This is a genomic window from Pseudomonas batumici (genome assembly GCF_036585405.1).
Lineage (GTDB): Bacteria > Pseudomonadota > Gammaproteobacteria > Pseudomonadales > Pseudomonadaceae > Aquipseudomonas > Aquipseudomonas batumici.
On record NZ_CP144470.1, the window covers coordinates 4,998,338 to 5,012,560 of the forward strand.

A 14,223-nucleotide genomic window follows, 5' to 3' on the forward strand; every position below is an offset into this window, starting at 1 on the left:
GACAAAGAGCGCCACTACTATTTGCTCCAGGCCGTGCCCATGAATTCCCAAAGCATCATCGTCCCGAAGATTTCCACCCTGCCGGTCCACGAACCCCGGGCCCGGGCCATTGTGCGCTGGCTGGTGCGCAAGAACATCATCGAGGAACAGCTGAGCACCTGCGGTCGCACCGGCAACCGCATGGCCCATGCCATTGCCCCGGGCGCCACCAGCGTGGTCCTGCGCCCGGAGGCGCTGCCGCTCCATGAGCCGATCAACGGTCTGGAAATCGTCACCAAGCGCTGCATCTATACCCCGGCCAAGGGCTTTCTCGGGGAGGCGGGCTGCGCCGAGTGTCGCCGGGAAGTCGGCGAGGCGCTGTTCGACAGTCTTGAAGATTGGATGCCCGGGCGCACCGAGAACTTCATCTGCCCGCTGTGTGGCCATGAGGACGATATCAACGGCTTCCTGTTTCTGCAGGAATGCGCTTTCTCCAACCTGGGTTTTATCTTCAACAACTGGCTCGAGGCCGGCTTCAAGCAGAGCTTTCTCGACGAGTTCGCCGACTGGCTGGATCAGCCGGTCGCCTGGGTGAAGGTGGAGCTTTAAATAAGCCAAGGTTTACATTGAGCCCAGGGCTCCATCTGAGTATAATGGCGCGCTTCCATTTTCCCGCTCGGGAGCCCCCGCGATGCTGCGTATCAGCCAAGAAGCCCTGACCTTCGACGACATTCTCCTAGTGCCCGGTTATTCCGAGGTTCTCCCTAACGAAGTCAGTCTCAAGACCCGCCTTACCCGTGGCATCGAGCTGAATATTCCGCTGGTTTCCGCCGCCATGGATACCGTGACCGAAGCCCGTCTGGCCATTGCCATGGCCCAGGAAGGCGGTATCGGCATTATCCACAAGAACATGACCATCGAGCAGCAAGCTGCCGAAGTGCGCAAGGTCAAGAAGTTCGAAGCCGGCGTGGTCAAGGACCCGATCACCATCGAGGCCGATGCCACGGTGCGTGACCTGCTCGAACTGACCCGCATGCACAACATCTCCGGCGTGCCGGTGCTGCACGACGGCGACCTGGTCGGTATCGTCACTTCCCGTGACGTGCGTTTCGAAACCCGCCTGGATGTCCCGGTTCGCGAAGTGATGACGCCCAAAGAGCGCCTGGTCACGGTCCGCGAAGGCGCCAACAAGCACGAAGTCCGCGAGTTGCTGCACAAGCACCGCCTGGAAAAAGTGCTGATCGTCGACGACAAGTTCGCCCTCAAGGGCATGATGACCGTCAAGGACATCGAAAAATCCAAGGCCTACCCGCTGGCCAGCAAGGACGACCAGGGTCGTCTGCGTGTCGGCGCCGCGGTCGGCACCGGTAAAGATACCGGTGATCGCGTCGCGGCACTGGTCAACGCCGGTGTCGACGTGGTGGTGGTGGACACCGCCCACGGTCACTCCAAAGGCGTGATCGACCGCGTTCGCTGGGTCAAGCAGAACTTCCCTGAAGTGCAGGTGATCGGCGGCAACATCGCCACCGGCGCTGCCGCCAAGGCCCTGGCCGAAGCGGGCGCGGACGCGGTCAAGGTCGGTATCGGCCCGGGCTCGATCTGCACCACCCGTATCGTTGCCGGTGTCGGCGTGCCACAGATCAGCGCCATCGCCAACGTCGCCGCCGCCCTTGAGGGCACCGGCGTACCGTTGATCGCCGACGGCGGCATCCGTTTCTCCGGTGACCTGTCCAAGGCCATCGTGGCCGGTGCTTCCTGCGTGATGATGGGCTCGATGTTCGCCGGTACCGAAGAGGCTCCAGGCGAAATCGAACTGTTCCAGGGCCGTTCCTACAAGGCTTACCGCGGCATGGGTTCGCTGGGGGCGATGTCGCAGTCCCAGGGTTCCTCCGACCGCTACTTCCAGGACTCCTCCGCGGGTGCCGAGAAGCTGGTGCCGGAAGGTATCGAAGGTCGCGTACCGTACAAGGGCACCCTGACCGCCATCGTTCATCAACTGATGGGCGGCCTGCGTTCCTCGATGGGTTACACCGGCAGCGCCAACATCGAAGAAATGCGCACCAAGCCTGAATTCGTGCGTATCACCGGTGCCGGCATGGCCGAATCTCACGTTCACGACGTGCAGATCACCAAGGAAGCTCCAAACTATCGCGTAGGTTGATAGTGATCGCCTCCTGGCCGAGGTCGGGAGGCGATTGACGAATTTGAACCGGGGCTGTTGATGACAGCCCCGTGTTGTTTCTGATTTCACTGACGAGAATGACTCATGGCCCTCGACATTCACGCCCACCGCATCCTGATCCTCGACTTCGGTTCCCAGTACACCCAGCTGATCGCCCGCCGCGTGCGTGAAATCGGCGTGTACTGCGAACTGCATCCGTTCGACATGGACGACGAAGCGATTCGCGAATTCGCACCGCGCGGGATCATCCTCGCCGGCGGCCCGGAATCCGTTCACGAAGCCAACAGCCCGCGTGCCCCGCAAGCCGTCTGGGACCTGGGTGTGCCGGTGTTCGGCATCTGCTACGGCATGCAGACCATGGCCGAGCAACTGGGCGGCAAGGTCGAGGGTTCCGAGCTGCGTGAGTTCGGTTACGCCCGTGTCGACGTGGTCGGCAAGAGCCGCCTGCTCGACGGTATCGAAGACCATGTGGATGCCGACGGCGTCCTGGGGCTCGACGTCTGGATGAGCCACGGCGACAAGGTCACCCGGATCCCGGACAACTTCCATATCCTGGCCAGCACCCCGAGCTGCCCGATCGCCGGCATGGTCGACGATGCACGTGGCTACTACGGCGTGCAGTTCCACCCGGAAGTGACCCACACCAAGCAGGGCGGTCGCATCCTCTCGCGCTTCATCCTCGACATCTGCGGCTGTGAAGCCCTGTGGACGCCTTCGCACATCGCCGAAGACGCCATTGCCCAGATCCGTGCCCAGGTCGGCAGCGACAACGTCCTGCTGGGCCTGTCCGGCGGTGTCGACTCCTCGGTGGTCGCGGCGCTGCTGCACAAGGCCATCGGCGACCAGTTGACCTGTGTCTTCGTCGACAACGGCCTGCTGCGCCTGCACGAAGGCGAGCAAGTGATGGCCATGTTCGCCGAGAACATGGGCGTCAAGGTGATCCGTGCCAATGCCGAAGAGCAGTTCCTGAACAACCTGGCCGGCGAGTCGGACCCGGAGAAGAAGCGCAAGATCATCGGCCGCACCTTCATCGACGTATTCGATGCCGAGTCCTGCAAGCTGGACAACATCAAGTACCTGGCCCAGGGCACCATCTACCCGGACGTGATCGAGTCGGCCGGCGCGAAAAGCGGCAAGGCCCACGTGATCAAGTCCCACCACAACGTCGGTGGCCTGCCGGAAGAGATGAACCTCAAGCTGGTCGAGCCGCTGCGCGAGCTGTTCAAGGATGAGGTCCGTCGCCTCGGCCTGGAACTCGGCCTGCCGTACGACATGGTCTACCGTCACCCGTTCCCGGGCCCGGGCCTGGGCGTGCGGATCCTCGGTGAAGTGAAAAAGGAATACGCCGACCTGCTGCGTCGCGCCGACCACATCTTCATCGAAGAACTGCGCAAGGCCGACTGGTACCACAAGGTCAGCCAGGCGTTCGTGGTGTTCCAGCCGGTGAAATCGGTGGGTGTGGTAGGTGATGGTCGTCGTTACGCCTGGGTCGTGGCCCTGCGTGCGGTGGAAACCATCGACTTCATGACCGCCCGTTGGGCACACCTGCCTTACGAGCTGCTGGAAACCGTCAGCGGCCGGATCATCAACGAAATCGACGGCATCTCCCGCGTCACCTACGACGTGTCGAGCAAGCCGCCGGCAACGATTGAGTGGGAGTGAGTTGATAGCGTAAATATTTGGTTATAAACAGAATAACAACTCTGCCGATCGTTTATTCTGTATCACCAATGGCATTTTGATGCTACCGGTTGGAGTAGCGGCTGCTTGATTCGCCAATACCATGAAGAGGGCCTGTTGCGGTTTCATGGTATCGGCGTTGCGTACCTGTTGGTTATCGGGTGATTCCAGCTGAGCTGGCTACTGAAACATCAAACCGAGGAAACGAATCTTGTGGAAATCGACGGCCGCTGCCCTTGCTCCGCTGATCCTCGCAGGCGCGGCCACCGCCGGTACGCTAAGTCCCTGCGAGCGCGTGCTCAGGAAACTGGACTCACAACTCGCCGACGCCAGCTGCGTCGAAAGCCCCGATCTGACGACCCGCAACCCCGGCACCACGCCGGCCGATAACTCGTTGCACGGCCTGCCTCCTTTGGCGTTTATGCCGCAGGCTGACCGCGCAATACTCGTGGCGAATGCTGCCAGCAGGCCGCCGATCAAGAAGGCGGTCCCCGGCTTGCAGATTCAGGCTCGCTTCGCCAAGGATCCGCAGGGGCAGGCGCGCTTCCTGCTGCGGCTGCCCAAGGACTGGAACGGCAGCCTCGTTGTTGCAGGCGCCTCCGGTGCGCGCAGCGAATTCAACGGCGACTTCGTCTGGAGCGATTACGTGCTTCAGAAGGGCTACGCCTATGCTTCGCAGAACAAGGGCGTGCTCAGCGCGCAAGCGAGCACGGCGGCTGATCCGTTGGCGTGCCGAACCGGTCCTGCGGACAAGCCAAGCTATGTCCACTACTACGACGACGATCCTGGCCAGGAATTCGCCCGCTGGCGTGACTTCATGGTGATGGCCGCCGACCTGGCACGCCTCGGCGTCCAGGCACAGTACGGCCACGAGCCACGCTATACCTATGCTGTCGGCACGTCGAACGGCGGCTACCAGGTGCGCCGCGCGATCGAAACAGCACCGGAATACTTCGACGGCGGTGTTGATTGGGAGGGTACTTTTGTCGATCCCCGCGGGCCGAATCTGCTGACTGACCTGCCCCCGGCGATCCTCAACTACCCCGACTATCTCGCCTCCGGCCGCTCGCCGACGAGCACCGCCGCGTTGAACATCATGGCGGCCGGCTATCCGCCCGATCTCGTCGCCGACACAGCCAGCGGCCCGGCCTCGCTGTGGGGTAGCCACGCTGGCTCATTCTGGGAGCCTACGCAGTGCCAATGGCAAAAGCGCTTGGATCCTACCTACAACACCTATGGCGCCGGACCAGGCAGGTACAACTACTTGGCACGACTGTCGGCCTCGACGACAGGTGAGAATGTGGCTGCCATCGCCACCAGCGGCAAGATCAAGCGTCCGCTGATCACGGTCGCTGGCACGATGGATGCGTTGCTGCCCATCGACCACCATGCGCGAGCCTATGCGCGGCAGGTTGCTGCGCAAGGCGGCAAGCACGCCCCAGCCTATCGCCTCTATGAGATCCAGAACGGCAATCACGTCGAGAGCTACGCGAACATCTTCCCTCAGCTTGAGCTGATCGAGCCGCACGCTCAGCACGCCTTCGACCTGCTCGTCCGCTTTGTCGAACAAAAAGCGCCACTGCCGCCCGATCAGTGCGTCGCTCGCGGCGGTGCGATTACCGACGCGCCGGCGCAGGCGGGGCACTGCCCGAGTTTGCTGGTGCCTTGATGAACGCCTCTCCAGAGGTCGCAGATGGAGGATGCGGCCGGCTAGGGACAAGGAGCGTCGTCGCGAGTGATTTCAAAGGAGCGCCGAAATGTTGAAGGCCACCCTCGGGAAGATGCGAAGTTCATCTGTCCGCATGTTCATCGGAGCCGGGATGATTTTATGCCATCTGATGATGGGTGCCAGCGCTCGTGCCGACGATACCGCTATCAGTTGGCAGATGCCGGGCAATCCACCGGTCAGCATTACCGATGGCCCCTATAAGGGCCAAGGGTACGCAGACGTGTTTCTGCAATATTTCATTGAACGCACGCCCGAGTACCACAGCGTCATCGAACGCTCCAGCCTGGCACGCGTCTCCGGCCTGATGAAGCAGGGCCTGCAAGTTTGCCAGCCTAGCCTGCTCAAGACGGTCGAGCGCGAGGCGTATATGGAGTTCAGCAACCCGGTTGAGTTCGTGCTCCCGTACTACATCGTCGTGCGATCCGATCGGGTGGCCCGCCTAGCGGCCTACCGTAATGCTGAAGGGGCCATGGACATCACCCGACTGATGCATGACCTATCGTTGACCACCGTCCGCCAAGAGATGCGGGGTTACCCGCCTGTCGTTCTGGATGCTTTCACGGCGGCAGCCGGACAGAAGAACGTCTTCCAGACGAGTGCCGACGACGAAGCGCCTTTCAGCCAGTTAGCCAGCGAGTGGGTGGACTACATCATTACCTACCCGGACGAGGTCTATTGGTTCGCCAGGCACTTGAAAATGCCTGCGGCGGCCAAGTTTGTTTACGTTCCCATCGCCGGTCAACCTGAATACACGCTCGGATATGTGGCTTGCACCAAGGGACCGTGGGGACGAAAGATCGTCGAGCGGGTCAATGAGGTCGTTGCCCAGGCAGGCAAACGTCCGCCGTGGATCGAGGCAGAAGCCCGCCTGCTCGATCCGGAAGCGGCCAAACTCTACGAGGACGTCTACGCCCGCTATTCACCGTTTCGTAGGCAGGCCAAGTAAACATGGATGCAAATCTCCGGGCCAGGAATAGCGACCGATCGTGCAATAATTCCCTTTTGATTCTCATTGCGCCGCGTGGACTTGCGCGACGCATGCTGGTCTGGATCCTCTGCATCAGCACGACGGCGGCGCTAGTCGCGACCTCGTTGCAGTTGTTTTTCGACTACCGACGCGATGTGTCCGAACTAGAGCAGGGCATGCGCTACATCGAGCAGAATCAATTGCCTGGTCTTGCCGATGCGGCATGGAACTTCAACGTCGGCGGCATGCAGGTGCAGCTCGATGGTATCGGTCATTCGCCCTGGGTCGCTGGCGCCACGATCCACTACGGTCCCAGCCAGTCGGCCGCGCTGACAACCGGACAGGTTGATCCTGACGCGGGGAAGCTCTTCGAGTACGTTTTGCGGCGCAATGAGGTGGTCGTCGGCAAGATCTACATCGCGCCCAATCTGCACACGCTTTATGGCCGAACCATTGATCGCATCAGCATCGTGCTGGCAACACAAGGGGGCAAGTCGCTGGTCACTTCGATCAGCATCCTCTTGCTGATCTCATGGATGATCACGCGACATCTGACGCAGATGGCGGAGTTCGCCAAGTCCTTCGAGCCGGGGAAGAGTTTCACGCCCTTTGTGCTGCGCCGCAGTCCACGGACGCCGCACGATGAACTGACGGTGCTGGTCGATGGGTTCAACGATGCTTACGGCCGACTCCAAAAGGCCCACGAGTTCCAGGTGCGCCACAACGAGATTCTGAGCCAGGAGGTCGCGCTGCGAACCGCTGAGTTGCTTGACGCGCAGCAGACGCTGGCCAAGCTGGCAGTGACCGACAAGCTGACCGGCACGGTCAACCGCCTGGGCCTGGACGAGGCTTTCAAGAGCGCCATGACGCTGGCCGACCCTGACAGCCACCCGCTTGCGGTGATCCTGAGCGACATCGACAAATTCAAGTCCGTCAACGACAGCCACGGGCATCTGGTTGGAGACAGCCTACTCCAGGAATTCACCGGCATCTTGAGTCGCGTGGTGCGGGCGACCGACACCGTGGGCCGTTGGGGCGGCGAGGAGTTCCTGATTCTTTGTCCTCAGACCACTCTGGAACAGGCCTTGCACCTGGCCGAGCACTTGCGCGCCGGTGTGCAAGCGCATGCCTTTGCCGAGATTGGCAGCAAGACCAGCAGCTTCGGCGTTGCGGTTCTGCGCAAAGGAGAAACGGCGGACGATCTGGTGAAGCGGGCAGATGAAGCCCTGTATCGGGCCAAGGAGGGTGGGCGCAACAGGGTCTGCCCGGAAGCCCCGGATATCGTGAGCTGAGCTTGAAGGAAATTCGGGTTCGCATGAATAAGAACGTCGCGCTCCTCGCTCCCAAACCTGGGCGTATTGGCCGAGCGGATCTCTGCTCGGCCTTTACCGCGTAGGAGGCTGACCCCCCTGTGGTGGGTTCAAGTCCTGTTAATCGACAGCCCGCCGTCGATCAACGAAGCGGTTCCGGACACGAAGCTTGAATCGTCGGAAGCTAAATAAAGTACCGAACGAGCCAACTCTTCCGGTGTTGCCACCCGCTTCAGGGCATGCAGCTGCGTGACGAACTGGGCCTTGTCCGGTGTGTCATTCATCGCACGGTACATGTCGGTATCGACGGCACCTGGCAGGATTGCATTGACCCGTATATTGCTCGGACCGAACTCGACAGCCAGCGACTGCGTCAAGCCGATCAGGCCGGACTTGCTGGCGGCGTAGGCGGCGACGCCTGGAAATGCGGCGCTGTATCCGACGAATGTCGACGTGAAGATCACCGAGCCTCCTCCGTGCTTGAGCATCTGCGTAATTTGATGCTTGGCGCCAAGGAAGGAGCCTGTGAGGTTGATCGCGATGGCATCGTTCCAGCCTGCTTCCGATACGCCGGTGGACGGGCCTGCTTCGCCCAACGTACCGGCGTTATTGAACGCGATGTCGAGCCGGCCGTATTGTTCGACAGCCAGGGCGACCAACGCCTTGGCGTAGTCTTCCGAACGTACATCTCCGGCCAGGCTGACGGCCTGGCCCCCTGCGGCCTTGATCTCCGTGACGAGATTGGCCAGTTCGTCCTGACGGCGTGCGCCCAGGACCACCTTGGCGCCTTCGGCGGCGAACAGCTTGGCTGTGGCGCGACCGATGCCGGCGCTGGCGCCCGTTATGATCGCGACTTTGTTGGTCAAACGTCCCATGAGAAAACTCCTCGAATATTGATTCTGATCGGGTGAGAGATAAAGGTTTACTCGATGAAGCTCTTGATTGCCGCAATCGTCGGCGCCGGCGCCTCTTCCATCAGCCAGTGGCCCGCATCGGGAATCACGACTTCGGTGACATCGGTGGCGGCATTGCGCATTACGGCGGCTTCGTTGGCGCCGAAGGACTTCGCACCACCGATTGCGAGCACGGGCATGTTCAGCTTGCTGCCCATCACCTTCTGGTTCTGCTCCGCGTCCTGATTGATACTCAGGAACTGCGCGAATGCCGAATGCATTGCACCTGGGCGAGCATAGAATTGGGTGTAGTGCTGGCGGGTCGCTTCGTCAATTTTCGCGGGATCGCCAGCGAACTCGTTCCAGAAGCGGTCCAGATAGATGCGCTCACGGCCGGCGACCAGACGTTCGGCATCCTTGCCGCCGAAGTTGAAATGCCACAGCGCAGGCATGCGCACGATCTGGTCCCATGGCGGGATGCCCGGTACCGGGGCGTCCATCACGACCAGGCGGTCGGTCTTGTCCGGGTAGCGGGCGGCATAGGCATACGCGACCATGGTACCGATGTCATGCCCGACAATCGCGGAATGCTCGATACCCAGCTTGGTCAGCACGGCGCGGATATCCGCCGCCTGGTTCCATTTGTCGTAACCCCCCTCTGGATGAGACGACAGCCCCATGCCGCGCAGGTCGGGTACCACGACGGTATGGGTCTTGGCCAACTCGGCAGCCAGCGGAGACCACATATCGCCCGTGTCGCCGAAGCCGTGGATCAGTACGACGGCCGGGCCTTGTCCGCCGGTCACGACATGGAGGGTCGCACCGTTGGCTTGAATCTCTTGCGTGTGGAATGCCTTGGGGAATGGCTTGACTTCGGCGGCTGCCGGCAGGGCCAGAGCCAGTGTGATCGCGGTCGCGGCAAAGTACTTGAGCATGTTTGACTCCTAACCCTGCGGGGATGGCCACCTGGCGATCACTGTTGGTCCGAGGGAGTGAGGCGAGTATGGTCTTGCGCAATCTGACGGAGTAGCCTTCAAATTCCTGATCAGGATTTCGGAAAAACCGAACAATCATGAAGCTCGATGGTATTGCGACCTTTGTCACGGTCGCCGAATGCAAGTCTCTAAGTGAAGCAGCTCTCAGGCTCCGCGTATCCCGATCCGTGGTGAGTGAGCGAATTGTCGAGCTCGAAAAAGAGCTGGGCACCAGCCTGCTTCAGAGAACGACCCGCAAGATTTCGGTGACGGAAGACGGGCATGAGTTTCTGCGGCGCGCCATCAGAATTGTAAAGGAGGTCGAGGAGGCGTCAGCCGTCATGTCCGAGCGCCGGGGCATGCTTGCCGGCACGTTGCGGATCTCGGCACCTGTGACCTTTGGGCGAATGCATCTTGGGCCGGCCTTGTACCCGTTTCTGGCGCGGCACCCGGAGATACAGATCACGCTGGATTTGAATGATCGTCGGGTAGACCCGTCCTCCGACGGGTTTGACGCCATCGTCCGGCACGGTGTGATCGAGGACCGCTATCTTGTGGCATGGACCTTGGCGACCAGCAAGCGGGTACTGGTCGCGTCGCCGGAGTACCTGGCGCGCAATGGCAAGCCGACCACGCCTGCAGAGCTGGAAGGGCATCGAGGAATTTTCTACTCGAATCGCGGGGGGGCGGATTGGCGTTTCATGCAGCAGGGAAAAACCCTCATCGTCCATGGTCAGTCCGGTTTGGTGCTCAATAATGGGGACATGATGCGCGATGCAGCGGTGGCCGGTCTGGGTATCACGTTACTGCCGCAGTTCATTGTCGGCGATGCCCTCAAGGCCGGTTCCCTGGCGCGGCTCGATATCGGCATAGAGGCTGAGCAGGAGTGCATCTACATTGCACACCCTGACGGTCAGCACCCCTCGGCGAAGCTCAGGGCACTTGCGGACTGGCTCCGTGAGGCATTTGGGAGCCCACCCTATTGGGATGCAGACTGACGCAACTATCAGGAAATTCCTAATAGTTCGCCAGGTGCTGTAAGTCCCAGCGTTGAAGCAATGGCGGTCTATACCTCGGTATGACCGCCATTGTCGTTTCAGACGGTAGGAAAAATCGTCGCCATCGCCTTTGAAATACCCCGCAAACACATTGATCTATCAACGTTTTTTGTCTTCCTAGACTCCAAGAAACCGGCACTGAATTAACGCGTCGGTCGAGTCATTTTTTGTCGATAAATGGATTGGGTTGTCATTTGACAACCTTTGCGCTTGGAGCAAGACTGGAGGCTAGGGATGGCTAGAACAAGACACCCGATCAAGGAGATCGAGAACGTACTGCGTCATGCAGAGGCATTGGGCTGGCGAGTCAAAGTAGGCGGCTCGCATGCTTGGGGCAGGATGTACTGCCCGCTCAACAGTGAGTTGTGTCGATGTGGCGAGTTTTGCATGACGAGCGTTTATAGCACTCCACGTAACGTATACAGGCATGCCCGTGAATTGCGGCTGGTTGTTGGCAACTGTGATCTGAACCGCGCCAGTGATAATCCTCTGAGCGCAGCGCTTAAGGAGTAGAAGCATGGAGGAGTACCAATTCACGCTGAGGTACCAGCTCTCGGAGCAAAACAACGATCATGACGCGTTGATCGAGCTTCTGTTGGAGAACGGTTGCGACGACTCGCTAGTCGGCTGCGGGATCCCTGGACGGTTGGCGCTGAAGTTCTGCCGAGATGCCGAGAGCGCCACCCAGGCATTGCTTAGCGCTTTGCAAGACGTCAAGCGCGCCATCCCCGATGCGCGTCTCATCGAGGTCGTGCCTGATCTGGTCGGTCTTTCGGATATCGCCGATATTGTCGGCGTTTCGCGGCAGAACATGCGCAAGCTCATGCTCAGTCATGGTGCGTCATTTCCGTTGGCGGTCCACGAGGGAAGCGCTTCGGTCTGGCATCTGGCGGAGGTCCTGGTCTGGCTCGAAAGCCGGGGCTACGACCTTGAGCCCCACATGATTGAAACCGCACAGGTGGCCCAGGATATCAATCTTGTAAAAGCCACCAGCAAGCTCGGCGAGGTGAACCCCGAATGGCTGGCGCTGGTGATATGACTCAGCCAGCGTCACCAGCTCAGCGCCGGGCCACATCCGAAAAGTAGAACTTGTCCAGGGTGTGCCGCGACTCGGTGTATTCGAACTGCCGGCCATCCTGCAGGAACGTCTGGTTCTTCACCACGATCACATGGCTTGCGCCATCCAGGTCCAGATGCTGCTGGTCGTCCCGGCTGCAACGGGCTGCCTGGATGGTGCGCTGGGCGAAGCTGATGCTCAGTTGCAGGGTCTGTTCGATATAGGCGTAGATCGAGTGTTCGGCGATGTCCCGGGTCAGGCCGGGGATCAGCTCGGCGACGAAATAGTTGATGTCGAGGATGATCCGCTTGCCGTCGATGCGCCGCACCCGCTTGATGCGGATTACCGGGCTGCCCGGTTCGGCATTCAGGCGCTCCAGGAGCGGGCCTTCAAGGGCTATCTCGCTGAACTCCACCACTTCGGTGCCGATGTTGCTGCCAAGGCTGGAGTGCGCCTCCTGGAAGCTGACGATACCGCCCAACTGGAACTCGATCGGGCTGCGTGACAGCACGAAGGTGCCCTTGCCATGGATCTTCTGGGCGAAACCGCGCTCCTGCAATTGCTCGATGGCCTTGCGCACGGTGCCCCGGCTGGCCTGGTAGCTGTCCATCAGTTCGGTTTCCGACGGCAGTCGGGCGCCTTTTTCCAATTGCTCGGTGGTAATGCTGGCAAGCAGATCACTGTAGATCTGGTTGTATTTGCTCATGCTGTTCGCTCTGGATCGAAAATGCTCGCCAACAGGTTGGCCGCCGCGATGTCCTAGGGCTGGAACCTTAAGGGCAGCTCGCCTCTTTGTCCATTTGTCGGATCTTTTACCGATAAATCCTAAACTCGTCTGTACGAGTTGTTGCTTTAACTCGTACAGACGAGTATTTTTCTTTCCTGTGTGCCGCCAACACCCTCCAATAACAAGAAACAGTGGAAGAAAAGCATGAGCCACGACTATCCGAATATCGCCCGCGAGCTGCTGCAAGGCCTCGGCGGCGCTGAAAACCTCGAGCAGGCCGCTCACTGTGTCACCCGCCTGCGCCTGGCCCTCAAGGACCCGAGTCGGGTCGACAAGGCCGCGTTGTCCCATATCGACCTGGTGAAAGGGTCGTTCTTCACCGGCGGTCTGTTCCAGATCGTCATCGGTCCGGGGGAGGTGGAAAAGGTCTACGCGGCCTTGCGCGAGATCACCGGGATGGCCGCCTCGACCATCGCCGACGTCAAGCAGAAGGGCGCCGACAAGGCCAACGCCATGCAGCGTCTGGTGCGGGTGTTTTCCGATGTGTTCATGCCGATTTTGCCGGCGCTGATCATTGCCGGCCTGCTGATGGGGGCGAACAACCTCATGGGCGCCAAGGGCATGTTCATCGAGGGCAAGACCCTGCTGGAGGCCTACCCGTCGCTGGACGGCGTATGGAGCCTGATCAACCTGATGGCCAACACCTCCTTCGTGTTCCTCCCGGCCCTGGTGGGCTGGTCGGCGGCCAAGCGTTTTGGCGGCAGCGAAATCCTCGGCATCGTGCTCGGCCTGATGCTGGTGCACCCCGACCTGCTCAATGCCTGGAACTACGGCAAGGCGGTCGCTGGCCTGGACGGGCAGAGCCTGCCGTACTTCGACATCTTCGGCTGGTTCCGCATCGAGAAGGTCGGCTACCAGGGGCAGATCCTGCCGATCCTGATGGCCGCCTATGTCATGAGCGTCATCGAGAAATGGCTGCGGGCGCGGGTGCCGAATGCCATCCAGTTGCTGGTGGTGCCCATTACCACCATTGTGATCACGGGGGTGCTGGCCCTGGCTGTCATCGGTCCGGTGACCCGTCACCTGGGCATCCTGATCACCGAAGGCGTGGTCTGGCTGTTCGATGTGGCGCCCGTCCTGGGCGGTGCGATCTTCGGGATGCTCTATGCGCCGCTGGTCATCACCGGCATGCACCACATGTTCCTGGCGGTGGACCTGCAACTGATCGCCACCCATGGCGGCACCTTCATCTGGCCGATGATCGTCATGTCCAACCTGGCGCAGGGCAGCGCGGCACTTGGGGTGTTCTACATGAGCCGCAATGCACGGGATCGCAGCATGGCCTCGACCTCGGCGATTTCCGCCTATTTCGGCATCACGGAACCGGCGATGTTCGGCGTCAACCTGCGCTACAAGTTTCCGTTCTATGCGGCGCTGATCGGCTCTGGCCTGGCGAGCATCTTCCTGTCGCTGAACAAGGTCCTGGCCTCGGCCATCGGCGTCGGTGGCTTGCCGGGCTTCATCTCGATCATTCCGCAGTACATCCCGATGTTCATCGTCGGCATGGTCATCGCCATCGTCGTGCCGTTCCTGCTGACCTGCGGGTTGAGCATGAAGATCATCCGGCCCGGCTACCGCGTGGCCTGACCCGGCCCCACAGGCGCGAG

Annotated in this window: 13 protein-coding genes; 10 read left to right on the top strand and 3 right to left on the bottom strand. The window is 60.7% G+C overall.

Annotated elements, in window-relative coordinates:
* Positions 1–39: 39 nt before the first annotated feature.
* From NUH87_RS22770 to NUH87_RS22795, 6 genes are all read left to right on the top strand, one after another.
* The gene (locus NUH87_RS22770; protein WP_338522771.1) at positions 40–588 is read left to right on the top strand and encodes a sugar ABC transporter ATPase; all 549 of its coding nucleotides are present in this window, start codon (positions 40–42) and stop codon (positions 586–588) included.
* A gap of 82 nt (positions 589–670) precedes the next feature.
* Positions 671–2,140 carry an IMP dehydrogenase gene (gene guaB, locus NUH87_RS22775; RefSeq protein WP_338522772.1) on the top strand — a complete coding sequence of 490 codons (1,470 nt, stop codon included), beginning with the start codon at positions 671–673 and terminating at the stop codon, positions 2,138–2,140.
* Positions 2,141–2,245: 105 nt separating this feature from the next.
* Positions 2,246–3,823, top strand: coding sequence for a glutamine-hydrolyzing GMP synthase (gene guaA, locus NUH87_RS22780; RefSeq protein ID WP_040070595.1), 1,578 nt, complete (start codon positions 2,246–2,248; stop codon positions 3,821–3,823).
* A 229-nt stretch (positions 3,824–4,052) separates the two neighbouring features.
* A complete protein-coding gene (locus NUH87_RS22785; RefSeq protein ID WP_338522773.1) occupies positions 4,053–5,510 on the top strand; it encodes a 3-hydroxybutyrate oligomer hydrolase family protein in 1,458 nt (485 codons plus the stop codon).
* An 88-nt stretch (positions 5,511–5,598) separates the two neighbouring features.
* Entirely contained in the window at positions 5,599–6,516 is a 918-nt protein-coding gene (locus NUH87_RS22790) for a hypothetical protein (protein ID WP_338522774.1), read from the top strand.
* Between the two features lie 92 nt (positions 6,517–6,608).
* Positions 6,609–7,829, top strand: coding sequence for a diguanylate cyclase (locus tag NUH87_RS22795; protein ID WP_338522775.1), 1,221 nt, complete (start codon positions 6,609–6,611; stop codon positions 7,827–7,829).
* A gap of 128 nt (positions 7,830–7,957) precedes the next feature.
* On the opposite strand, the gene NUH87_RS22800 is transcribed toward NUH87_RS22795, so the two are convergent.
* Both NUH87_RS22800 and NUH87_RS22805 read right to left on the bottom strand, forming a co-directional pair.
* On the bottom strand, positions 7,958–8,722 hold the full coding sequence (locus NUH87_RS22800; RefSeq protein ID WP_338522776.1) for an SDR family oxidoreductase: 765 nt from the start codon (positions 8,720–8,722) through the stop codon (positions 7,958–7,960).
* Positions 8,723–8,769: 47 nt separating this feature from the next.
* Positions 8,770–9,675, bottom strand: coding sequence for an alpha/beta hydrolase (locus tag NUH87_RS22805; protein ID WP_338522777.1), 906 nt, complete (start codon positions 9,673–9,675; stop codon positions 8,770–8,772).
* A 137-nt stretch (positions 9,676–9,812) separates the two neighbouring features.
* On the opposite strand from NUH87_RS22805, the gene NUH87_RS22810 reads away from it, so the two are divergent.
* The 3 genes from NUH87_RS22810 (at position 9,813) to NUH87_RS22820 (ending at position 11,811) form a co-directional block, all read left to right on the top strand.
* Positions 9,813–10,712 carry a LysR family transcriptional regulator gene (locus NUH87_RS22810; RefSeq protein WP_338522778.1) on the top strand — a complete coding sequence of 300 codons (900 nt, stop codon included), beginning with the start codon at positions 9,813–9,815 and terminating at the stop codon, positions 10,710–10,712.
* A 294-nt stretch (positions 10,713–11,006) separates the two neighbouring features.
* Positions 11,007–11,285: a hypothetical protein gene (locus NUH87_RS22815; protein ID WP_338522779.1), complete on the top strand. Its 279-nt coding sequence runs from the start codon at positions 11,007–11,009 to the stop codon at positions 11,283–11,285.
* Positions 11,286–11,289: 4 nt separating this feature from the next.
* A complete protein-coding gene (locus NUH87_RS22820) occupies positions 11,290–11,811 on the top strand; it encodes a DNA-binding protein (RefSeq protein WP_338522780.1) in 522 nt (173 codons plus the stop codon).
* 19 nt (positions 11,812–11,830) lie between these two features.
* Here NUH87_RS22820 and treR read toward each other — a convergent pair whose 3' ends face one another.
* Positions 11,831–12,535, bottom strand: a complete 705-nt coding sequence (treR, locus tag NUH87_RS22825; protein ID WP_338522781.1) for a trehalose operon repressor — start codon at positions 12,533–12,535, stop codon at positions 11,831–11,833.
* A 225-nt stretch (positions 12,536–12,760) separates the two neighbouring features.
* Between treR and treP the strand changes: the two genes are divergently transcribed.
* On the top strand, positions 12,761–14,203 hold the full coding sequence (treP, locus tag NUH87_RS22830; protein ID WP_338522782.1) for a PTS system trehalose-specific EIIBC component: 1,443 nt from the start codon (positions 12,761–12,763) through the stop codon (positions 14,201–14,203).
* The last annotated feature ends 20 nt before the right edge of the window (positions 14,204–14,223 follow it).